Raw genomic sequence first — 21,257 nt, 5'->3', positions numbered from 1 at the left:
CACCTATAGTCGAAGCGTCCCAGACATATTTCGGGATGGGGCTCGCCGCATCATGAGTTCAGCGGAGGCAATAACCGGGCCTCCGTGAGCGATTGTACTTCTTCGAATGTGTTAGACCCGAACAGTTCAATCACCCGCAACCCTTCCGGTGTCACATCGAGTACAGAAAGGTCCGTAAAAATCCTGCTGACAACTCCCATGCCGGTTAGGGGAAAGGTGCAGCGTTGCAGGATTTTGGGCTCATTCTCCCGAGTGGTATGACGCATTATGACAAACAGCTTTTTGGCCCCTACGGCAAGGTCCATGGCGCCGCCCACCGCGGGCGGAAATCGGTCTTCATTTGTGGCCCAGTTGGCCAGATCGCCGTTTTCAGCTACCTGAAACGCACCCAGTACTGCAATGTCCAGATGGCCACCTCGCATCATTGCGAAGGATTCAGCATTATCGAAATAACAGCCGCCCGGCAATAGTGTGACGTATTGTTTGCCAGCATTGATCAGATTGGTGTTTTCTTCCCCGGGCTTCGGGGCAGGGCCAACTCCCAGTATTCCATTTTCGCTGTGGTAGATAACCTGTTTGTCATCGGCAACAAAATTCGCAACCCTGGTCGGCATACCAATACCAAGGTTGACGTACGAACCATCCGGAATATCTTCCGCAACGCGGCGTGCCATATCTTCAGAGCTAAGTCGGAACATGTATTGTCTCCTGTGATACGACCCGATCAATAAAAATGCCCGGAGTGACAATCCGTTCCGGATCAAGCTCGCCCAACTGGCCGATATGCTTCACTTCTGCAATTGATAAAGGTGCAGCCATAGCCATCATCGGATTGAAATTCCGGCCAGCCGTGTCATAAACCAGATTACCCCAGGGGTCTGACGCTTCAGCCTTGATGAGGGCAAAGTCTGCATTCAGTGGCATCTCCAGCACATAGCCTTTGCCGTCAATTACCCGTGTTTCCTTGCCCTCCGCAAGCTTGGTACCGTAGCCGGTCGGTGTCAGAAACCCTCCAATGCCAGCGCCCGCTATCCGGATTCGCTCACTCAGAGTACCCTGGGGCACCAGTTCAAGCTCTACAGCCCCCTCTTCGAACCGCTTTTCAAACCAGATGGAACCCGCAGAGCGCGGGAAGGAACAGACAATTTTCCTGACCAGACCATCGCGCAGCAAGCTGGCAATACCTTCCTCTCCTACCCCGGCATTATTGGAGATGATGGTGAGATCTCCCGCGCGCTGCTGCCTTAACGCTTCAATCAGGCCAAGCGGAATGCCAGAGCTCCCGAACCCGCCAATCATTACGCTCGCTCCATGCGGAATATCCATTACCGCCTCCCGCAACGACGCCACCCGTTTATCAATCATCGCCACTCATCCTTTCACGGCTTTCAGCCTCAGTTTCTGAAAACGGGAGCCTTGTGCGCCCCGAGAAAACGGTTGCCCATATACATCACTGCGACCAACCCGAATCCAAGGAGCTCAGTGAGGATGTCCGGATAGATCATCAGGCCGCCCGCAACAAGTGCCAGAACTCTCAGAGGCCAGCCAACGATTCCGATCCGATACAGATAACCTTCCATCGACGAGGCAATTAACCAGATTGCTGCAATTGCAGTACCTGCCGACAAAAGAATTCGCTCAATATCACCTTGCAGTATCAGGGAAGGGTTTACCACAAAGAGGAACGGGAGGATAAACAGAATCCCCCCCAGTCGCATGGCATAGATACCGGTTTTAGTCGCATTGGAACCCGCCACACCGGCAGCGGTGATCGCAGCCAGGGAGACCGGCGGAGTGATATACGACAACATGCCCCAGTATAGAATGAACAGGTGGCTGGCAATGGGGTTAAGGCCCGCGTTAACCAATGCCGGTGCTAACAGGATCGACAGGAATATATAACAGGCGCTGACGGTCATCCCCATCCCGAGTATAAAACTGGTGATAGCACCGGCAATCAACATCAGCGGTATACTGCCATCCGCGTAGAGCAACAGCTCCCGCGAGAACGCACCGGCAACTCCGGTATAGGAAAGCCCGCCAACTACCAGCCCGATACCCGCCAGAATTGCTACCAGATTGGAGACATTGGTTGTTAAATCTGCAATAAAGGCCTTGGCACGGGTCCAGTTCATGCGGTAGTCGCGCTTGAACAGCGCAACACCCAGCAGAACGAGCGAGGCATAGTAAGGCGCGTATGCCTCAATGCGCATGACCAGGAGCATATAAATCAGCATGACCAGCGACAGCAGATAAGGCCAGCCATCCTTCAGGGTTTCCTTGAGGGAAGGAATCTCGGAATCCGGCAAACCCTTCAAGCCTCGACGAGCGGCATAGTTATCCACCTGGAATAGCAGCGCCAGGTAGAACAGCAAAGCCGGGAGGAAAGCCGCAATCATAATTTCCGCATAGGGCACGCCAAGGAACGACGCCATGATAAAGGCAACCGCCCCCATCACCGGCGGCATAAGAGTTCCACCGGTGGAGGCACATGCTTCCACCGCACCGGCATAATGCGCCGGATAGCCAGTTTTTTTCATTGTCGGAATCGTGATCGGGCCGGTGGTGAGGATGTTGGAAATTACACTGCCCGAAAGACTGCCCAGAATACCACTGGACAGTACCGAAACCTTCGCCGGGCCTCCCCGGCTACGCCCCATCAGAGCGGTAGCAAACCGCATGAAGAAGTCACCACCGCCGGTAATGGTAAGTGCGGCACCAAATACCACAAAACCGATGACCAGCTGCGCAACCACCTGCATGGGAATACCGATAATGCTTTCCACACCAATGACATGGGCGCGAAGCAGCTCCGGCAGCTCATACTGATTACCCCAGAGAAAACCGGGCATACTGTCTGCGTATAAGGGATAACTGCCAAAAAACAGTGATACGGCCAGCAAAGGCCACCCCCCGCAACGGCGCACACCCTCAAGAACGAGCACCAGCAGAATGCCCGAAAATACTGTGGCTGCAGTCGGCGCAGTATACTCCCAGCCCATGTTGATCATGGTCAGGCCGTGGAAGCCAAGATAGCCACAAGAAACCAGTGCCGAGGAGGCAAGAACCCAGTCATACCAGTAGATTCGGTTACGGGCGCCTGACCAGGCCGGGAAGCACAAAAATGCCGCAGCTAGAAATATTCCGATGAGGTAATAAAGATAGGAGTTTCCCAAAGGTTGGAAACCCAGCAATTTGAGGTTAAAGGTCTGGTTGATCGCCATGAGCAACCCGAGAGTACCGAGGGCCAGGACTATCCAGTATCCGATTCCACGCAGACGTCCTTTGTCAGAGCTTTGGATTTCAGGAGTAGCGTTCGGGGTATCTGCAGCCTGCGGAGATGTCATGTTGGAAAGTGCTCCGGAATTAAAATAATGGGTGGCGGCGCCAGCGAGCACCGCCACCTGAGCTTTAACAAACAGCTAGACAATCAGAGAGAGTTGAGTGCCTGCTGACGATGCTTTTCCCAGATTTCGGCAAACTCTTCATCGCTCTTGCCTTCCCCTTCCGCAACCGCCTTCGGCCAGGCTTCCAACAGAGCATTCAGACGCTCAGTACGATCGTCATTCCAGGCCTGATGTTCTTCTGTCCAGATGCCTTTTTCTTTAAGGTACCGGATCGCACCCTCGTGGAACGGTACATCAATAGCTGGCACCCCGGACTTGGTGAGTTCCCAGCGAGGCATTGCAGCAGTAGCGTCCTTGTACATCGGATAGGCCTGATCCACTGCCTTAAGCATGTTGTATGCGGTATCGGCATCCATTTCCGCTTTCACAGCCATTACGGGGTAGCGATACGCCATTATGTCGACGGGGTTCTCTTCACTGATGCCTGCGCCAATCGTTTCCCGGAAGGGTGCAAAGAACGGGGCTACTTCATTTACCTTCGCCCAGGATTCCTGGTCGTCGGGATCCATGTTCAGCCAGCGAATGCCTCGAGGAGACTCTGCCAGCTCATAGACATGGCTGGGCGTAGTCGTTGTGCATGAGGCATCAGCCTCTCCCCTGGCCAAAGAGCTCATCGCACTGGCATAAGTCGGGAAAACCACCGCTTCCAAATCATCCTCAGTCAGGCCGGCGAATGCCAGGAAAGCGTTACATTTAACGTTGATTGAGGGGTTACCCGCCACGTAAGCAAAGCGTTTGCCTTCGAGATCCTCCAAAGTCTCGATACCGGCATCCTTGGCTGTGAAGATACCAATCGACGAAGGACGTCCGGCCAGGGCGCGCAAATCTTGTGGTCCCCACTGGCGAGTTGAAAAATCATAGACCCCTTCAGCTGCGAAAAAGGTTTCAGTGGCGAGAAAACCAACCGTGGCCCGGTCACTAAGTAAGGGCTGCAGGCGACCAATAGCAGAGCCTGAAGGTTGAATACGGATGCGGGTGCCGTATTTCCTGCCAAAGGCATCGGCGATGGCTGAGGCTTCTGCATAACCTGCTGAGCCTACATCATACGAGGACCAGGTCATGGTATCAGGCAGGTTGGGGTCGGCATCCTGGGCAGTAGCGCTGGTTGCCCCCAAAATCAGGGCGGCAGAGCAGACTGAAGCCGTCAGTGGCCGCATGAATTTTAAAGAGTGATTGGTCATAGGAATCTCCCGAGGTTTTTGTTGTCATGGATCAAGCCTGCCAACACAAACACGTATCGACTGAGCCACTGCGATGAAAATACATGCAGTCAGCAAAAGCTAACCGCTCTCTACCAATTGGTCAACGAATCTTCCCTTACCCCGCAAACCATTATTCTATCGATACCATGCCGAATCTTTATACCTTGCCATCACGGCGGCCTAACAGATACCCCCGCAACACCGATTAACCGAGCTACCCTGAACAAGTTCATCAATACATCAGTGAAGGAAGGAAAAGCGAAATCTGAGGGAAGAACATAAGCAATGTCAGCACGACAGCTTCCGCTGCCAGAAACCACAAAGTCCCCCTCACAATCGTCCCAAACGGAACGGCATTCCCGACCCCAGCGCTGACCACAAAAAGGTTGAGTCCAATAGGAGGAGTGAGCAGGCCGATTTCTATAAACTTGACCACCAGCACACCAAACCAGATGACGTTAATATCGAAAGCAATTACGAATGGCGCCAAAACCGGGAGTGTTACCAGCATCAAGCCGATAGGATCGAGAAACATACCCAGGATGATATAAAACACGGTAACTATTATCAGAAAAATCCATAGCGCCACAGCATAGTCTTCAACCCATATACCTATATTCATCGGTATCTGGCTCAGCGTCAGCATCCGGCTGAATAGCACCGCGCCAATGGCAATCAGGAATATCGAGGCTGTGCTCTGAACAGTCTCGGAGACCGCCTCCCTCATCGCCGACCAGCTGAAGGAGCCCTGGACAACCGCTGCAATCACGGCGATAAAGGCTCCGAAAGCGCCAGCTTCCGTGGCCGTAACAACACCCGTGTACAGACCACCCACCACACCCGCAACAATCACCGGCAGGGGCCAGGATTTAACCAGAAGACGAAGCTTTTCGGGCATCTCGTAGTGGTCGTTCGTCCGTGGTGCGAGGTCAGGATTCAACTTCACCCTGATGATGATGACAGCAGCATAGGCGAACATGGTCAGCAGCCCCGGAATTATGCCTGCCATCAGCAGTTGACCTACAGACGCCTCCATGAATACCGCATAGAGAACAAACGGGATACTCGGAGGAATAAAAGCCCCAAGAGTGCCAGAGGCGGCAACGATACCGGTAGCAAGCCCGGGATCGTATTTAGCCCGCAGCATTTCAGGCACCGCCAGGCGCGACATGGCACCAGCCATTGCCACACTGGAGCCACTTGCGGCGGCAAAGCCGGCACTTGAAACGTTCGTGGCAATTGCAAGACCACCAGGCAGAAAACTGAGCCAGGCTCGACCTGCGTCGAAGAGTGTGCGGGTGAGGCCCGTATGGAAAGCAATCGAGCCCATCAGGATGAACATCGGGATGGCGGTCAGCGACCAGTGCGCAATAAACTGGAATGTAGTCGCCCCCATGAGCGAAAATGCGGCCCCTGACCCGCGGAGGAACCAGATGCCGGTAAAAGCGGTCAAGCCTAACGCAACCCCAATGGGCAGGCGCAGAACAAGAAGTATTAGCAGTAATCCGATACAGACGAGGCCAATCTCTACAGGACTCACAGCTTATCCTCCGTCTTATCCAATCGAGGTACCACAAACTGGTAGAGCCAATACAATGATGCCAACATGGCAAGGAAGATGCCGATAACAGCCAACCAGCGGGATGGCCAGATCGACAGCTCGACAACAATCGCATCTACCGTCTCCTGGCGCTTCCAGCTACGCACTGCCTGCAGATAAAGCCCATAAGAAAAAATAGCGAAGTACACCGCTATCGCTACCACGCCAATACCGTCAACCAGACGCCGAAGGCGTCCCGAAAGAAACTGGGCAACCACATCCACGCGAACGTGAACATCGTCCGTGGTACAGGAAAAAATACCGATAAAAACCGCAGCAACCATGTAGTAGTAGGTGACCACTTCCATAGTTCCGGGAATATGCATGGCGAACACAACCCTGAGCAGCACCTCAGCCGTAACATGCAACATCATCAGCACAGTGACTGCGCCAACAGCCACTGCTGATCCGTCGCTTATTTTTTTCAGCCATCTACCCATAACCGCCTCCATCAATGGATCCTGAGAACAACCTTGCCTACCGAGCGCCGTCCCACAACACAGTCGATTGCCTGTATCACTTGAGATAAATCAAACACTTGTGGCTCTCTGACGTTAAGACTACCGGTCGAGGCAGCAGCAAACAGCCAGTTCATCAAACCACAAATTCTTGGCACAAACTCCTGGCGGCGATCGGTTTTTCCCCAACCGATATACTCGGAAAAATTCACACCGTGCAGGCTGATGTTTTTGACAAGAAGCAGATTTACCGGCGCCTGAGGAATCTCACCACTGGCAAAACCGAGTGAGAGTAAATTCCCGCCGTTCGCTGTACAGCGGATAAGCGTTTCAAATAGCTTACCCCCTACCGGATCGAACACCACATCCACCCCGCGCCCCCCGGTCTCGGCCCTGACAGCCTCCAGAAGATTCCGTTTGTTGTAATCGATCAGGATGTCGGCTCCAGCCTCCCGGGCTGCCTCCAGTTTGGACTCGGAGCTCGCTGCCGCAATGACTTTGGCTCCTTTAAGCCTGGCAACCTCGACAGCTGCCAGACCCAGCGCCCCGCCCGCACCGCACACCAGCACCGTCTGCCCATCTTTTACACCCCCGCGCTCCAGAGCGGTTGCGGCGGTTCCGAAGGACAGCGGGATACCTACCGCCCGTTCCAGTGAAACGTTATCGGGCACCGGATACACCGTAGCCGCGTCAGTGACCAGCTCCTCAGCATACCCCCCGGCATCGACAATGGCGGCTACACGGTCACCGGGTTTGAAGGTCTCCACGCCTGGGCCAGATTCAAGGATCTCCCCTGAAACCTCGGTACCCGGAATGAAAGGCAAAGCCAGCTTCCTTTGATATCGACCGGCGACCATTAATGAAATGGCGTAGCTTACGCTTGAATAATGGGGCTTGATCCGGACACACCCTGACGCCAGTTCTGGTCGCTCAACATCAGCCATTTTCAGGTTTTCATAACCAGTTAACTCTTCACACAAGATTGCTTTCATCGCTCCCCCATTCCTCAGTTGTCAGTCTTAGTCAGAGCCTGGAAACAGGCCTTCGTACTAACCAGTGACGAAATCCGCTCTTCGTCATAGCCTGCCTCCCGCAGCACTTCACAAGTGTGCTCACCCAAACCGGGTGCCGGCCTCAGGTTTTCAACAGAAGGCCCGACTCCCGGAAACTTCGGGAAAGGAATCTTTCCAAAAGCCTGATGGCTGACCTCAGGCATAAGGTTGAGGGACTGGACCTGGGGGTCGCGAAGCAAATCGGTGTAATCGTTCAGCGGGCCACAGAGAACCCCCACCTCATTCAAGCGATCGATCCAGTGGGCTCTCGGACGAGTCGCAAACACCTGTCCTATGAGCTGATGGATTTCCGTTGCGTGGCGCTGTCGCGATTCGTTGTCAGAAAAACGCGGATCCTGCTGCCACTCCGGATGCCCAAGTACCCGAGCCAGACCATAGAACATCTCATTCCGGAGGCAGACCACCGAAATGGGGCCGTCGCTGGCCTCAAAGGTGCCGGATGGAACGGTAACGTGCGCACTGCGTTGACCGCCTTGCAGAAAGGACTCCATCATTGGCATCGCCTGAAAGGCGGAAGCCCCAGCGAGCAGGGACAAGTCAATATGGCCGCCCTCTCCGGTAAGTTTTTGTTGATACAGGGCAGACGCCAGGGCAAATCCGGCATAAAGGCCTGTGATCATATCCACTGCCAGCATTCCCACCCGCTTCGGATTCCCCTGGGCGTCAGCGTTCATTACTGACATCCCGGAAATCGCCTGCAGAATACTGTCAGAGCCCGGCCTTTCCGCGTAGGGGCCGGTCTGGCCAAACCCGCTGATGGAACCCATTATTATTCCCGGGCGCAATTCGTTTAGCACGTCATAACCTAGGCCGATTTTATCAATAACCCCCGGCCGGAAACTTTCCATCACCATGTCGGACTGGCTTGCAAGTCGCTTCAACACCGATGCCCCCCCCTCCGTTCTGGCGTCGATGCAGATGGCACGTTTATTCCAGTTCGCCGAAACACTCAATGTACTATGGCCTTCCCGGCGCAGGCCCATCAGGCGCCCCCAATCACCTTGGGGGGGCTCTACCTTCAACACCGTTGCCCCCATCATCGCCAGCATCTGGGTCGCATACGGGCCCGCAAGCCCCTGACTCAGGTCCAGCACCCGAATGCCACGGAACGGCAGAAATTCAGTTGCTTCTTTACTCATTAATCAGCTCACCTTGGCAACGGCCACGAGCCCCACCGATTTGAAAGGACCCGGGCCGGATTGATCAGGATTCAGAATGCCTTGTCGTAGATTTCACTTTTCAACAAGGCAGCGTACTGCTGCTCCGTTATGTCGGGGTCGGCCAGCAATTGCTCCCACTTCTCAAGGTTGGCGATGAAGTTTTCTACAATCTGATTCGCATCCTCAACGCCTCGATCAGATGCTGTCGCCGCTGCCCGCTCTACCTGAGCTTGCATGAATTCACCGCGAATCTGCTTCATCTGGTCCGAGACCGGAACAAACCGGATACCCTGATCACTTGCTGCTTCACGAACCTCTGCCTCTTCTTTTTGATACTCAAAAATGGTTCTTGCAACTCCCACAGGAGTCGATTCGATAATTGCGTTGCGCTCCGAAACTGTCAGCTCCTCCCAGACTGAATTGCGGATGTTGAGCAGCGAGCCTCCGAGAAAGGCTCCCATCGGCAGGTCAACAACACTGTTGGCCACCTCGCTCAAAGACAGAGATTTCAGCCAGCTGGTAGCCCCGATTACACAGTCAAGCTGACTGCGTTCCATTGCTTCATAGGACTCATTGTTGGGAATGTTTACAGGAATACCCCCTATCTGACTTACCCAACGACCAATTTCCTCGCCTGCTACCCGCATTCTCATGCCATCAGGCTCAAACCCGGAGGCAAACTCATCTTTACACATAGCCTGATAAGGAGGCGTGGCATAGCTGGCAAGAAACTGAACGTCATGTTCTTCAAATTCTTCGAGGCACTGAGGGCAGCCCGTAAGAACCGTGTCGATACTCGCCGCAGTGGCAATCAGGGAGTTCTGATCCCAGAACGAGAGATCGGAGATCGTCGTATTCGCCGGGATGGCTGTCGGGTAATACACGGTTACCAGAAAGCCACCATCTATCATCCCGTCACGGACAGCTGACAGCATCTCTTTGCCCGATGCCGCAGCACCGGATGGGAAGAAGCTGTACGTGATACTACCGTCGGTTCGCTTCTCCACTTCTTCCAGGAAGGCGCTTATGCCCGTGCTCGTGGGGTGCTGAGGAGGCAAGTAGCTACCGTAGGTAAGATCACGTGCCAGGACGCTGGCTGAAGTTGCAATACCAGCCGCTAACAGGCAGCCGGTGGTTATCGACTTAAACAGACCAGAATGAATTTTTAGCATTGTCGTTATCTCCAAATTCAGGGAATACGCCGCGACGACTTGTTTTTTGTTCGCTTAGCGCACACAATGTTCTCTTAGAGAACGTACGTCAGAAAAGCTCAAAAAACACCCAGTGTCAAAATGTATTTTGGGAATCAATACAATGCCGCCTGCCGCAGAAATCGACAAAAGCCTTATTGTCCATTCGTTTATACGCGGACTGGAGGTCATAAAAACTTTTGGTGAGGGCGCTTCAACACTGTCACTGTCGGAGGTTGCTGCCAGAGCGTCCATTTCGAGAGCGAGCGCACGGAGACTATTGCACTCACTTTGCGACCAGGGCTACGCCCGCACTGATGGCAAGCTTTTCTGGCTCACCCCCCGCATCCTCGATCTCGGTTTCTCGTACCTGTCCTCGATGGAAATCTGGTCGTTCGCTCAGACCCACATGGAAGAGCTGGTACAGCGTGTCCATGAGTCCTGTTCAATTGCGGTGCTGGACGGGTATGACATCTACTATGTGATGCGCATCCCCACCCGGAAGCTACTCAAAAGCACGCTGAATATCGGGTCATCGCTTCCTGCCCACGTAGTCTCGCTGGGGCGGATACAGCTTGCAGACCTCCCGGATGAAGAGCTGGACCATTTCCTTGATACCGTCAGTATCGAGCAATACACGCGGTTTACTGTCACCGACAAAGAGCAATTGCGCCGAATCATCAGGGAAGATGGTGCGAGGGGCTGGTCTGTGGTTGACCGGGAGCTCGAAGAGGGTATGTGCGGCTTATCTGTTCCGATTCATAACCGGCACGACAGAACCATCGCTGCAATCAATATCACGCTTCCGCCGAGCAAGGCAGCAGAGCCCGGCGTTCTGGATTACCTGCTGGAGCAGCTTCGGGAGACTGCTAGCCAGATCCATCAGGAGCTGATACGTCAACCATGAGGGGCCAGGAACCTCGAAGCTATACGCTATCGGCATAGCTTCGATACCAAATATGCTTTTCCCAGACAACCACTAACTTGCTAACGTATAGGTAAGGATATTTGCAGGAATCACACCGGAGAACGCTATGGTTGTCACCAAACCCTCCATGTCACTGCTTGATGCCATTACTTCCCGGCGATCAGTCAGAGGCTTTCTACCTGATCCTGTTCCAAGGGAGACGCTTGAGCACATTTTTGATATAGCCCAGCAAGCACCGTCCAACTGTAATACTCAACCCTGGCAAGCATTTGTCGCTTCGGGTGAGGTCAGAGATAAGCTACAGAAACAGTTTCTCGCTGGACTGGATCAGGGAACACCCGCCGAGCCGGATTTCCCCTATGTTTCGCGCTGGGAGGGAGAGTATCGCCATCGTCAGATAGACTGTGCTGTCGCGCTCTACAATGAGATGGGCATCGCCCGTGATGATAAGGCGGGGCGATTCCGTGCGGTACGCCGCAATTTCGAATTTTTTGATGCCCCCCATATCGTCTTTCTGGGCATGGACCGCGAATTCGGATCAACCATCGCCCTGGACGTTGGCATTTACGCCCAGACACTTATGTTGACGATGCAGGCCTTCGGCATCAGTTCCTGCGCGATGGGTAGCATGCGCGGTTATCCACACCTGGTTCGGGAGGCATTTGGACTGGACGACAACATCGGGATCCTGCTGGGCATCAGTTTTGGTTACGAAGACCCGGAAGTCGATGCCAACAGGACGCGCACCGTGCGAGAGCCACTGGCCAACTCAGTCAGTTTCCTGGGCTGACCAACCTCCGCAATGCCCGGCCCCGCCGGGCGCTTTCAGCCACAAGTAATGAGCAAGCTACCTGGAGACCGAATCCCGTGTGAGTGCGCTAGCGTTGGATCAAGCTTTCAGTAACGGCGGAGCACTGTTCCGTCGCAACGTGGCAACCATTTGCCTGTTACTTGTCTCTGCGTGCGCCATCATCCAGCAGTTTGTCACCACTGACTGGCTCAGTGGCCTGGCTGGCGCATCACTACTGCTATTTGTGGTTCTTCAGTGGCCGGGTATAAGTCTGACCTATCGGATTTTTTCTGTTATTGCTCCGGCCCTTGCCGCAACGCTCTGGTTGATTGGCAAGATTGAGGGTGAGGCAATTACCACCGGTGTTGATCGCGCTGCGTTCTTCACCTTTTTCCTTACCTCACTTGCAGTGCTGAGAGAGTCCGCAAAATCCTCCTCGCTCGTACGCAAATGCGGCAAGGTACTGGTTAACCAGCCCCCGGCACGGCGCTATATGCTGATGGCATTTGGGTCACATCTGTTCAGCGTGATGCTGAACATTGGCGCTCTCAACGTGCTTGGCACCATGGTTCGCCGAGCCATTCGTCCGACGGCAGATCCAGAAGCCCAGCGCATTGCTGCAATCCGGAGCAGACGCATGCTTACTGCGACGCTGCGAGGTTTCTGTGGTGTTCCACTCTGGGCACCAACTTCTGTGACGATGCTTCTGGTGCTGTCAGGAATTCCGCAATTAAGTTGGGAGCAGTACGCACCTCTTGGTCTGGTCTGGACGCTACTGTTCATTCTCTGGGGAGGAGCGCTGGACTGGTTTGCCTACCCGAGACCCAGAACCCGCACAACTAACGGAGGAAACCTGACACAGCTAATTCCGCTGGTAGGGCTGGTCGCGCTGATCCCCAGTCTTGCCTACAGCCTCTCAAGGCTGACCGGACTGGATCTATTTCCAACGTTGCTAATGTGCGCGCCTGTCATCGGCCTGGTCTGGATCTGGCAGCAGTACAGCGGCCGTCCGACAGACGTCAAGGCCGGGCTATTGATACGGCGGATGAGGCACTCGTTTCCGCAAACCTTCACCAACCAGCGTAACGAAGTGGTACTGTTCACCTCATCCGGTTTTATCGGCGTGATCCTGATTCCGCTGATTGACCCTGTCGCCGCAAGCACCCTGCTCACTCAGGCCAATGTCAGCAACGCGGCACTGATGATGGGCATTTCACTGGTCATGGTGATTTTTGCATTCATAGGGGTCAACGCCATCATTACGGTTACATTGATGTTGGGGGCCTTACAACAGATCCCCGACCTGAACATCTCCCCCCTGGTACAGGCATCAGTCATTTCGATCACATGGGCGGTCTTTGCCGGAGCCTCACCCTTTACGGCTTCCCTGCGTTTTATTTCCAGCTTCTCGGGTATATCTCCGCTACGTTTTGGCGTGCTCTGGAATGGCTGGTTCAGCGTAAGCACACTGGCAATCATGTACCTGACCCTTTACCTGGTGCTTTGACGCACTGTTAAAACAAACATCAATCAGGAGCAAACACCATGAGCTTACCGGACACCCTGAGGGACAAACTGGATCTCCCGGTACTCTGTTCACCGATGTTCATCATTTCCAATCCGAAGATGGTCATCGAGCAATGTAAAGCCGGAATCATAGGTTCATTCCCGGCACTCAATGCGCGGCCGGAAGAAAAGCTTGACGGGTGGCTGACCGAAGTCGGAGAGGCCCTGGCTGCTTACCAGGCCGAAAACCCGGAAGCAAAAGTGGCACCCTATGCGGTCAATCAAATAGCCCACCCGACCAACAAGCGTCTGGAGCATGACATGCAGATCTGCGTGAAGCACAGGGTGCCTATCATTATCACCAGTCTGCAGGCAAACCCGATGATTATCGAGGCCGCGCACAGCTATGGCGGGCTGGTGTTTCACGACGTCACCAATATCCGCCATGCAAAAAAAGCCCTCAGCATGGGTGTAGACGGCTTGATTCTGGTGACCGCCGGTGCCGGGGGACATGCCGGAACCCTTAGCCCGTTCGCGCTCCTATCGGAAATCCGACAGATATTTGATGGCCCGCTGATCCTGGGAGGGGCCATTACCAAGGGTAACCACATTTTGAGTGCTCAGGTGATGGGTGCAGACCTCGCTTACATGGGCACCCGATTCATCGCGACGGAAGAAGCTCATGCGGAACAGTCGTACAAAGACATGATTATTAAGTCGTCCGCGTCTGATATCGTCTACACAAATCTGTTTACCGGCGTTCATGGCAACTACTTGCGGGGCAGTATCGAGAGTGCCGGCCTCGATCCGGACAATCTTCCAGTTTCGGACAAGAGCAAGATGAGTTTTGGCTCGGGTAGCAGCAAGAGCAAAGCGTGGCGGGACATCTGGGGTGCTGGCCAGGGCGTGGGCGGCATCACCCAGCAAAAGTCTGTGGCTGCTACTGTCGCGGAACTCAAAGATGAGTACGTAGCGGCGAAAAAGCAGGTAACCAGCGGCTTCTGAACAACCGTGGACACAAAGGGGCAGCCAAGGCCCCTTTTATGTCTGCGATGGCTGGCCCGTCACGAGCGGGTAAATCGACCCTCCCGCCGCTCACTGACTGCTGCCATCCCTTCTTTGTGATCCTGTGTACTGGCCAACCGGGCCTGTTCCGCAAACTCGTGTTCAAGACGCTTTTTCAACTCCTCTACCAGGCCGTAACGAAGCGTAGCCCGGGTAGACTCCACTGCCAGTGGAGCACATCGTGCGATTTCAGTAGCCAGCGCGATCGCCTCGTCACGGACCTTGTCCGCAGGAACAAGTTTGTCTCCCAGACCAAACTCCAGCGCTTCCTCTCCCTTGATCCGGCGACCAGTCAACAGCATCAACTGTGCCCGTTGTTGGCCAATAATCTTCGGCAACACCAGACTGATGCCGAAACCCGCGTGTATGCCGAGCTGGACAAAGTTGGCGGCAAACCGCGTTTGCGGGCAGACAATCCGGAAGTCTGGCACTAGCGACAGTCCCAGGCCTCCGCCGATTGCTGCACCGTGGATGGCGCCCACCACCGGCTTGCGGCAACCAAACAGCCGGGCCGCGGCGCCATACAAACTCAGCGCATTGTTATCCGAGTCTGGTTCGAAGAGATCACTGCCACTGGAAGAGAAATCCGCGCCGGCACAAAATGCCTTGCCTCGGGCCGCCAACACGACTGCGCGACAACGATCATCCCGGTCAAGAGTCTCCAATGTAGAGGCCAGATGCTCAATAAGTGTAACGTCAAAGAAGTTCAGTGGCGGACGGCAAATTTCAACAAGCGCAACATGCCCGTGCCACTCAATAACAACGTCTTCAAAGGTATTCATCGACTCTCCTGTCAAGCTGCTCATCGGGAAACCATATGCCAGGCAGATCCGGTCGTATGGCGGGCTTCATGGGCACGAATTTCAGAAGTCACCGCCATACCCAGACGCTCTGACCAGTAGAACTCGGAGCCGAACTCCTCACGCCAGCTCCAGATTCGGCGACTGTATTGCTGCAGTGGATACTCATAACTGAACCCCATGGCGCCATGAGCCTGGTGGGCATCTCGAGCCACTTTGCCGGCTGCTTCAGATGCGACCACTTTGGCCGTTGCCAGCGCCAGGAATGCCTGCGAGCCCCCCCTCAGTGGCGCATACTGGGCAGACACCATCCTGATCGCCTGATCAATCGCCGCACCGGTGAGGGCCGCTTCACCCGCAATATCCGCCACTTTGTGCTGAATCGCCTGGAACTTACCCAGGGGGCGACCAAACTGCTGCCTTTCTTTAACGTAACCCACTGTCAGTTCTGTAATCTTTTCCAGAGCGCCTGAAATCTGACAGGCACGGACTAGCCCGCAGAACTGCTTCAAGCCGTCTGCAGTCATGCAATCTACCGGGCCGGAAAGCTGATCCGGCGCTACTGACCTGAACGTAATTCGGGACCTCGCCTCACCAGCCAGGCTTTCCCGATGCTCCACTTCGACCGCAGCGTGTGCAAACGTAGCAATTCTGACCGCACCCTTGTCTGATACAGGCACGACCAGCACTTCTGCACCGGACGCGCCTGCGGCGGCCTCAACCATGCCACTGACTTTGCCATCCACCATCAGCGGCAGCTCGCCGCCGTCAAAAGCCAGCGCGGCCCAGCTCTCGGTTGCCGCAAGCCCGCTTTCCGCCAGCAACAGGTTGGCGACCAGGGTGTCAGCCAATGGCACCGGCAGGGCAAACTCAGCGGCCTGACGAATCAGGCTGAAGCCCAAGGCCAGTGAGCCTCCGACTCCACCCGCGGGTTCTGGCACCCAGGCCAGCGTCACTCCTGACTCAAGGATGGCCTGCCGCAGCCGATCCGGCACTTCGCCTCGCTCTGAGCCGTTAACAATGCCAGCACTGCACTGGTCAGTGAAAATCCGATGTGCGGTATCGAGAACCAGTTGTTCCGTCTCTTCCATCTCAAACCCCCAAAAATCCTGGAGGGGCACGCTTTAGCGTAGCCCCATACCTCGGGCAATTATGCCCTTGAGTACTTCGTTAGTACCGCCCCGTAAGGTAAAGGAAGGCTGACGCAGAAGGCTGTCAGACATCAGCCTCTGAAGCTCATCTCCGTAGCTCTGCTTTAGATGCACTGGCCAGAACTCACGCAGCCGCTCAACAATATCCTGTTCCAGCCTGGTACCAAGATCCTTCACCAGTGCCGCCTCGACTTCGGGAGAATGACCCTGGCCTAACAGCGCTGCCACACCAAGAGACATAGCCCGCAATGCACGAATTCGGGCCAGGAGACTACCGATAACGGCAGCCTGGTGTCCGGTAATACTGGACGCACCCTGTTGCAGCACCTTTTCCAGGGCAACAAATGTGCTCAGGAAACGCTCGGGGCCTGAGCGTTCCAACGCCAGCTCACTGGTAATCTGCTTCCAGCCCGCACCAACTGCTCCCAATACCGCATCGTCGGGCACAAAAACTTTCTCAAAGTGACTTTCATTGAAGTGCTCCACGCCACTCATGTCGCGTATGCCGCGCACGGTCACCCCGGTCGAGTTCAGGGGCACGAGAAATTGTGTCAAGCCTTCATGGCGCTGGTTCGGGTCCCGCTCACTGGTCCGAGCCAGTACTGTCATGTACTGACAATGTTTCGCGCCCGACGACCACAGCTTGGTGCCGGTAATTTCCCATCCGCCGTCAACTTTCCGGGCACGAGTCCGAACAGATGCCAGGTCTGAACCAGATTCCGGTTCACTCAGACCAAGGGCCACAAAACACTCACCCGCCGCGATCCGGGGAAGAATGTTGCATTTCATGTCCTCGGTGCCGGTTGCCAGAATCAGCGGTCCACTCTGGCGATCAGCAATCCAGTGGGCGTGCACAGGAGCCCCCGCAACCAACAGCTCTTCAGTGATGACATAGCGATGCAAGGCGCTCAGCTCGCGGCCACCATATTCCCGCGGCCAGGTAACCCCTATCCACCCTTTCTGGCCCAGCTTGCGACTGAATTCCGGATCAACCCCGGCACACCAGCAGTCCGTCACTGGAATAAAACCGCCACTGCGAACCTCCGTATCGAGAAAGGTACGCACTTCTTTACGTAGCTCATCAATACTTCCATCGATTTCCGGAGCGGGAAATTTAAATCGGACACTTTCCATAACGAACGCTCTTTCAAGAATTTACATTATCTTTGGACAAAAAAAGGGCTTTCTGAAGGATCAGAAAGCCCGAAAGAAACCCACGAAAGAGGTCTAAAATAACCACATCATGAGACTATCTGACTTTTCTCATCACAACACAAATATCAATAAGTGATTAATTCGATGCCGGACAGGCATTACTTTGGTTTGCGAACTACCATCTTCCGGATTTCAGTCTTGAGTATCTTATTGATAGTTGAAACCGGAAGTGGCTCATCTACAAATGTAACAGCAGTCGGGCACTTGTAATGAGCAATTCGCTCTCGACAATAGTCCTTTATATCGTGTTCCGTAACACGACTGGTTTCCGAGAGCCTGACAACAGCATGAACAGACTCCCCCCACTTTTCGTGGGGCACCCCTACCACCGCACACTCTTTGATATCGGGATGACGAGACAGGATATTTTCAATTTCAATCGGGTAGACGTTTTCGCCGCCGCTGACGATCATGTCTTTAATCCTGCCAGAAAGAAACAGGTAACCATCCTCGTCCAGGTAGCCACTATCGCCAGTGTAATACCAGCCCTGCTTTAGAACCGCACTCGTAAGTTCAGGGGCACGCCAGTATCCTTTCATGACATTGGAGCCCTTGACGGCAATCTCCCCCACTGCTCCCGAGGGCATTGCCCCCCCCCCTGCACCCACAATCCGGACATGGTTGTGGAACACAGGACGCCCAACTGACTCCAGCCGTGCCAGCCGTTGCGGCTCCAGCGAATGATCATCACCATCAAGCACAGTGACAACCGGTGAGGCTTCGGTCATGCCATAGGACTGAGCGAACGAAACCCCGGGCAACACATTCAGGGCCCGCTCCATCAGTGCTACCGGCATGGGAGCGGCTCCGTAGCTAATAAGCCGCAAGCTGGAAAGGTCGACATCAGCAAATTGCGGATGGTCCAGAATCATTTGCAGCATGGTGGGTACGATCTGCATAGTATTGATGCGATAGCGCTCCACCAGTCGCATCACTTCCCCGACATCAAATCGGGACAGGATCACGGTGTGGGTACCCGTCATGGTAGCGGTATAAACCCTTGAGCCGGCAGCGGCGTGAAACATGGGGTTCGCCAGCAGGTGGGTTTCCCGCTCGACCATGCGGTACCAGGAGATACCGCCAAGCGCATTGGTGAACTGGTTGATGTGGGAAAGCATCACCCCTTTCGAGCGCCCGGTGGTGCCCCCCGTATAGAAAATCGCCAGGGTATCATCGTTGCCACTGGGGGAAAGTCCGATAGATTCAGCTCTGGCCAAGAGCTCTTCATAACCAAGCATGTCGTCGGGAACCTCACCGTGTCCTGCATAGACGACCCTGAGCGAAGGGTAAGTCCGCATAATGGCAGCAGCCTGGTCATGATGATGTTCGTCCACCAGCAACACGACCGGCTCCGCGTCCTCTAGGCAGGTGATCACCTCGCTTATCGACAGACGAAAGTTAACCGGCACAACGATAGCGCCGGTCATAGGCGCGGCGAAAAACAGCTCGAAACACCAATGGGAGTTGAAACCGAGATAGGCAACCCGGTCACCCGAAACCACCCCCAACCCCCCCAGGGCCAAGGAAAAATGATGGCAGCGGCTGTAGGTTTCCTCCCAGGTGAAAGTTTTGCCCTCAAAGCTGACAGAAGGACTCTGTGGCCAACGATCGGCTGTTTTCTCCAGTAGGTGCTGTACCGCAATGGCTGCAGAATCCTGGGCACCGTCGGCAAACTGCTCGTTCAACATTGAATCAGACTCCCTGGTTCATCAACCCATACTGTTGGGGATCAGCAGCGATATGATAGGGAATGCCACAATCAGGCCCAGTACAATCAGGTCTGCCACCAAGAACTTCATGACCCCGAAGAAGATGGTATGCACCTTGATTTCCCTTCCAACCACACTGTTTATCACAAACACGTTCATGCCCAACGGCGGAGTAACCAGCCCTATTTCCAGCAACTTGACTACCACCACGCCAAACCAGATCAGATCCAACCCCATGCCTTCCACCAACGGAATGACAAACGGCAGAGTCAGCAACATGGTACCAATGGAATCCAGGAACATCCCCAACACGATGTACAGCAAGACTATGAACAGCAGGACCATCCAGGTATCGAGACCCAGACCCTCGACAAATCCAACAAAGGCACCGGTTACGCCGGTCAGGGACACAAAGGACACGAAAATCTTCGCACCAACGGCAATAAAGAACAGCGATGCCGATTGGAACGCTGTCTCCTTCATGGAATTCAGAAAATCGTTCCAGCTCAGCCGGCGGGAGAGCACTCCAAAACCAATGGCAAATAACAGACAGACCGCCGCCGCTTCAGTGGCAGTAAAGATGCCACCGTATATGCCCCCAATAATGATGACCATCAGCATCAGCGCCGGCCAGCCTTTAATCGCCGCCTTAAGCCGGTCACGGTTGGTGAAGTTGAGGTCCTTGGGCGCTGGAGCATGATGCGGTTTAAGCATGGCCCAGATCATGACCACCAGGATGAACCCGACGATAGTGAGAATGCCCGGAAGCACACCAGCCAAAAATAGCTTATTGACGGATTGCTCAGTGAACATGGCGTAAAGAATGAACAGTACACTGGGTGGGATAAGCGATCCCAAAGTGCCCCCCATGGCTACGGTCGAAGTCGCCAGTTGCTTGTCGTAACCAAAGCGGAGCATCTCCGGAACACAGATTCTTCCCATGGAAGATGCACAGGCGAGACTGGAGCCAGTGATGGCGGAAAAGCCTCCGCAACCGAAAAGCGAGGCAATAGCCAGGCCACCGGGCATCTTGGCTAACCAGACTCGAACCGCTTCATAAATATCAGTCGTAATACGTGCATGGTAGGCAATGTGTCCGGCCGCAATGAACAGCGGGATCATGCTCAGTGAATAGGAATGGATAAAATCAAAGGCATTGGACTCGATCAGTGCCATGGCAGGGCGCAGACCGCGCTCAAACAGGAACTCCCCATCTGGCCGCCACGCGTAGGCCAGCAGTGAGCACACCGAGGCCACGCCAACCAGCACATAGGCGATCGGGACACGCATAATCATCAACACCAGCGCGGCGCCAAAGCCCCAACTGCCAATAACGGACGGCTCCATTAGCGCTCTACCTCATCTGCGGCTTTAGGCTGTTTACGCTTGATGACTCCCAGTGCCTCCAGGCAGTCATGGATAGCCAGATCAATCAGCCGTATAAAAAACAGGAAATAACCCAGAAAGAACAGGGTGTGCCCCGGCCATTTGGGCAGCTCCAGAAGGCCAAAGAAATAAGCCCCGGACTCGAAAGCATCCACCACGGAAATAAAGGCCGCATAGGTAATCGGCGTCACCGCAATCAATCCCACAATCACGGTCAACACGTTCAGCAGCTGTTGCACTTTTGGCCCCAGCAACTGGGTGAAGATTTCCACGGCGATAAACCCACGGTCAGCGGCCACAAATGCCAGCGGCAAAACTAGCGCGCCGATCATCATTTCGCCGACTATGACGACTTCATCGGGGATTCCGGATGAAGCAAATGTTCGTAACAGAACGCTGCTGGCAATGACGACGCAAAGTCCCAGAATACAAACCACGGCGATCAGCAAAAACACGTTCTCCAGCCAGGCCAGAGCGCCCCTTGCATGCCTCACCGCCTTCAGGGGAGCAGTCGATAAGCCTTCAGACTGCAGTCGTTCCGAACGCTCGGTGACGACCATGTGCACCTCCCAATGAGAACCCTTCCGACCGAGGACGGGTCCCGTTTACCCAGTAGT

The 21,257-nt window shown here is 54.6% G+C and carries 19 protein-coding genes; 4 read left to right on the top strand and 15 right to left on the bottom strand.

Translation table 11 applies throughout. The annotated features are described in order from the left end of the window. Window positions 1-50 precede the first annotated feature (50 nt). The 9 genes from ABJM11_RS15495 to ABJM11_RS15455 form a co-directional block, all read right to left on the bottom strand. Window positions 51-698, bottom strand: a complete 648-nt coding sequence (locus ABJM11_RS15495; RefSeq protein WP_348293862.1) for a 3-oxoacid CoA-transferase subunit B — start codon at window positions 696-698, stop codon at window positions 51-53. Beyond that, complete coding sequence (locus ABJM11_RS15490) at window positions 685-1,365, bottom strand: 3-oxoacid CoA-transferase subunit A (protein ID WP_348293861.1); 681 nt, start codon at window positions 1,363-1,365, stop codon at window positions 685-687. The genes ABJM11_RS15495 and ABJM11_RS15490 overlap by 14 nt, the downstream gene beginning before the upstream one ends. Window positions 1,366-1,394: 29 nt before the next feature. After that, complete coding sequence (locus ABJM11_RS15485) at window positions 1,395-3,347, bottom strand: TRAP transporter permease (protein WP_348293860.1); 1,953 nt, start codon at window positions 3,345-3,347, stop codon at window positions 1,395-1,397. Window positions 3,348-3,430: 83 nt separating this feature from the next. Beyond that, window positions 3,431-4,588 carry a TAXI family TRAP transporter solute-binding subunit gene (locus tag ABJM11_RS15480; protein ID WP_348293859.1) on the bottom strand — a complete coding sequence of 386 codons (1,158 nt, stop codon included), beginning with the start codon at window positions 4,586-4,588 and terminating at the stop codon, window positions 3,431-3,433. Window positions 4,589-4,841: 253 nt separating this feature from the next. Next, window positions 4,842-6,149: a TRAP transporter large permease subunit gene (locus ABJM11_RS15475; protein WP_348293858.1), complete on the bottom strand. Its 1,308-nt coding sequence runs from the start codon at window positions 6,147-6,149 to the stop codon at window positions 4,842-4,844. Then, window positions 6,146-6,649: a TRAP transporter small permease subunit gene (locus ABJM11_RS15470; protein ID WP_348293857.1), complete on the bottom strand. Its 504-nt coding sequence runs from the start codon at window positions 6,647-6,649 to the stop codon at window positions 6,146-6,148. Before ABJM11_RS15470 ends, ABJM11_RS15475 begins: the two co-directional genes overlap by 4 nt. 11 nt (window positions 6,650-6,660) lie before the next feature. Further along, a complete protein-coding gene (locus ABJM11_RS15465) occupies window positions 6,661-7,659 on the bottom strand; it encodes an NADPH:quinone oxidoreductase family protein (RefSeq protein WP_348293856.1) in 999 nt (332 codons plus the stop codon). 14 nt (window positions 7,660-7,673) lie between these two features. Next, window positions 7,674-8,879, bottom strand: a complete 1,206-nt coding sequence (locus ABJM11_RS15460) for a CoA transferase (protein ID WP_348293855.1) — start codon at window positions 8,877-8,879, stop codon at window positions 7,674-7,676. 71 nt (window positions 8,880-8,950) lie between these two features. Further along, window positions 8,951-10,087, bottom strand: coding sequence for a C4-dicarboxylate TRAP transporter substrate-binding protein (locus tag ABJM11_RS15455; RefSeq protein ID WP_348293853.1), 1,137 nt, complete (start codon window positions 10,085-10,087; stop codon window positions 8,951-8,953). Window positions 10,088-10,214: 127 nt separating this feature from the next. On the opposite strand from ABJM11_RS15455, the gene ABJM11_RS15450 reads away from it, so the two are divergent. From ABJM11_RS15450 to ABJM11_RS15435, 4 genes are all read left to right on the top strand, one after another. Next, the gene (locus ABJM11_RS15450) at window positions 10,215-10,997 is read left to right on the top strand and encodes an IclR family transcriptional regulator C-terminal domain-containing protein (protein WP_348293851.1); all 783 of its coding nucleotides are present in this window, start codon (window positions 10,215-10,217) and stop codon (window positions 10,995-10,997) included. 127 nt (window positions 10,998-11,124) lie between these two features. Then, window positions 11,125-11,808, top strand: coding sequence for a nitroreductase (locus tag ABJM11_RS15445; RefSeq protein ID WP_348293849.1), 684 nt, complete (start codon window positions 11,125-11,127; stop codon window positions 11,806-11,808). A gap of 79 nt (window positions 11,809-11,887) precedes the next feature. Beyond that, complete coding sequence (locus ABJM11_RS15440) at window positions 11,888-13,315, top strand: hypothetical protein (RefSeq protein WP_348293847.1); 1,428 nt, start codon at window positions 11,888-11,890, stop codon at window positions 13,313-13,315. A 38-nt stretch (window positions 13,316-13,353) separates the two neighbouring features. After that, the gene (locus ABJM11_RS15435; RefSeq protein WP_348293846.1) at window positions 13,354-14,319 is read left to right on the top strand and encodes a nitronate monooxygenase family protein; all 966 of its coding nucleotides are present in this window, start codon (window positions 13,354-13,356) and stop codon (window positions 14,317-14,319) included. Window positions 14,320-14,378: 59 nt separating this feature from the next. Here ABJM11_RS15435 and ABJM11_RS15430 read toward each other — a convergent pair whose 3' ends face one another. The 6 genes from ABJM11_RS15430 to ABJM11_RS15405 form a co-directional block, all read right to left on the bottom strand. Next, the gene (locus ABJM11_RS15430; protein WP_348293845.1) at window positions 14,379-15,161 is read right to left on the bottom strand and encodes an enoyl-CoA hydratase/isomerase family protein; all 783 of its coding nucleotides are present in this window, start codon (window positions 15,159-15,161) and stop codon (window positions 14,379-14,381) included. 20 nt (window positions 15,162-15,181) lie between these two features. Further along, on the bottom strand, window positions 15,182-16,270 hold the full coding sequence (locus ABJM11_RS15425; protein WP_348293844.1) for an acyl-CoA dehydrogenase family protein: 1,089 nt from the start codon (window positions 16,268-16,270) through the stop codon (window positions 15,182-15,184). Window positions 16,271-16,303: 33 nt separating this feature from the next. Further along, window positions 16,304-17,464 carry an acyl-CoA dehydrogenase family protein gene (locus tag ABJM11_RS15420; RefSeq protein WP_348293843.1) on the bottom strand — a complete coding sequence of 387 codons (1,161 nt, stop codon included), beginning with the start codon at window positions 17,462-17,464 and terminating at the stop codon, window positions 16,304-16,306. Window positions 17,465-17,643: 179 nt separating this feature from the next. After that, complete coding sequence (locus ABJM11_RS15415; protein WP_348293841.1) at window positions 17,644-19,233, bottom strand: long-chain-fatty-acid--CoA ligase; 1,590 nt, start codon at window positions 19,231-19,233, stop codon at window positions 17,644-17,646. Window positions 19,234-19,254: 21 nt separating this feature from the next. Beyond that, a complete protein-coding gene (locus tag ABJM11_RS15410; protein WP_348293839.1) occupies window positions 19,255-20,601 on the bottom strand; it encodes a TRAP transporter large permease in 1,347 nt (448 codons plus the stop codon). After that, entirely contained in the window at window positions 20,601-21,200 is a 600-nt protein-coding gene (locus ABJM11_RS15405; protein ID WP_348293837.1) for a TRAP transporter small permease subunit, read from the bottom strand. Before ABJM11_RS15405 ends, ABJM11_RS15410 begins: the two co-directional genes overlap by 1 nt. Window positions 21,201-21,257: the final 57 nt, after the last annotated feature.

It is taken from the genome of Marinobacter sp., from assembly GCF_039977835.1.
GTDB lineage: Bacteria > Pseudomonadota > Gammaproteobacteria > Pseudomonadales > Oleiphilaceae > Marinobacter.
The sequence above is the reverse complement of the archived record's forward strand: the minus strand, read 5'-3'. Positions and strand labels throughout refer to the sequence as shown.

Coding starts and splice junctions, on each gene's coding strand:
- ABJM11_RS15495 (WP_348293862.1), bottom strand. CDS start 698: ATGTTCCGACTTAGCTCTGAAGATATGGCACGCCGCGTTGCGGAAGAT.
- ABJM11_RS15490 (WP_348293861.1), bottom strand. CDS start 1,365: ATGATTGATAAACGGGTGGCGTCGTTGCGGGAGGCGGTAATGGATATT.
- ABJM11_RS15485 (WP_348293860.1), bottom strand. CDS start 3,347: ATGACATCTCCGCAGGCTGCAGATACCCCGAACGCTACTCCTGAAATC.
- ABJM11_RS15480 (WP_348293859.1), bottom strand. CDS start 4,588: ATGACCAATCACTCTTTAAAATTCATGCGGCCACTGACGGCTTCAGTC.
- ABJM11_RS15470 (WP_348293857.1), bottom strand. CDS start 6,649: ATGGGTAGATGGCTGAAAAAAATAAGCGACGGATCAGCAGTGGCTGTT.
- ABJM11_RS15465 (WP_348293856.1), bottom strand. CDS start 7,659: ATGAAAGCAATCTTGTGTGAAGAGTTAACTGGTTATGAAAACCTGAAA.
- ABJM11_RS15460 (WP_348293855.1), bottom strand. CDS start 8,879: ATGAGTAAAGAAGCAACTGAATTTCTGCCGTTCCGTGGCATTCGGGTG.
- ABJM11_RS15450 (WP_348293851.1), top strand. CDS start 10,215: ATGCCGCCTGCCGCAGAAATCGACAAAAGCCTTATTGTCCATTCGTTT.
- ABJM11_RS15445 (WP_348293849.1), top strand. CDS start 11,125: ATGGTTGTCACCAAACCCTCCATGTCACTGCTTGATGCCATTACTTCC.
- ABJM11_RS15435 (WP_348293846.1), top strand. CDS start 13,354: ATGAGCTTACCGGACACCCTGAGGGACAAACTGGATCTCCCGGTACTC.
- ABJM11_RS15430 (WP_348293845.1), bottom strand. CDS start 15,161: ATGAATACCTTTGAAGACGTTGTTATTGAGTGGCACGGGCATGTTGCG.
- ABJM11_RS15425 (WP_348293844.1), bottom strand. CDS start 16,270: ATGGAAGAGACGGAACAACTGGTTCTCGATACCGCACATCGGATTTTC.
- ABJM11_RS15420 (WP_348293843.1), bottom strand. CDS start 17,464: ATGGAAAGTGTCCGATTTAAATTTCCCGCTCCGGAAATCGATGGAAGT.
- ABJM11_RS15415 (WP_348293841.1), bottom strand. CDS start 19,233: ATGTTGAACGAGCAGTTTGCCGACGGTGCCCAGGATTCTGCAGCCATT.
- ABJM11_RS15410 (WP_348293839.1), bottom strand. CDS start 20,601: ATGGAGCCGTCCGTTATTGGCAGTTGGGGCTTTGGCGCCGCGCTGGTG.
- ABJM11_RS15405 (WP_348293837.1), bottom strand. CDS start 21,200: ATGGTCGTCACCGAGCGTTCGGAACGACTGCAGTCTGAAGGCTTATCG.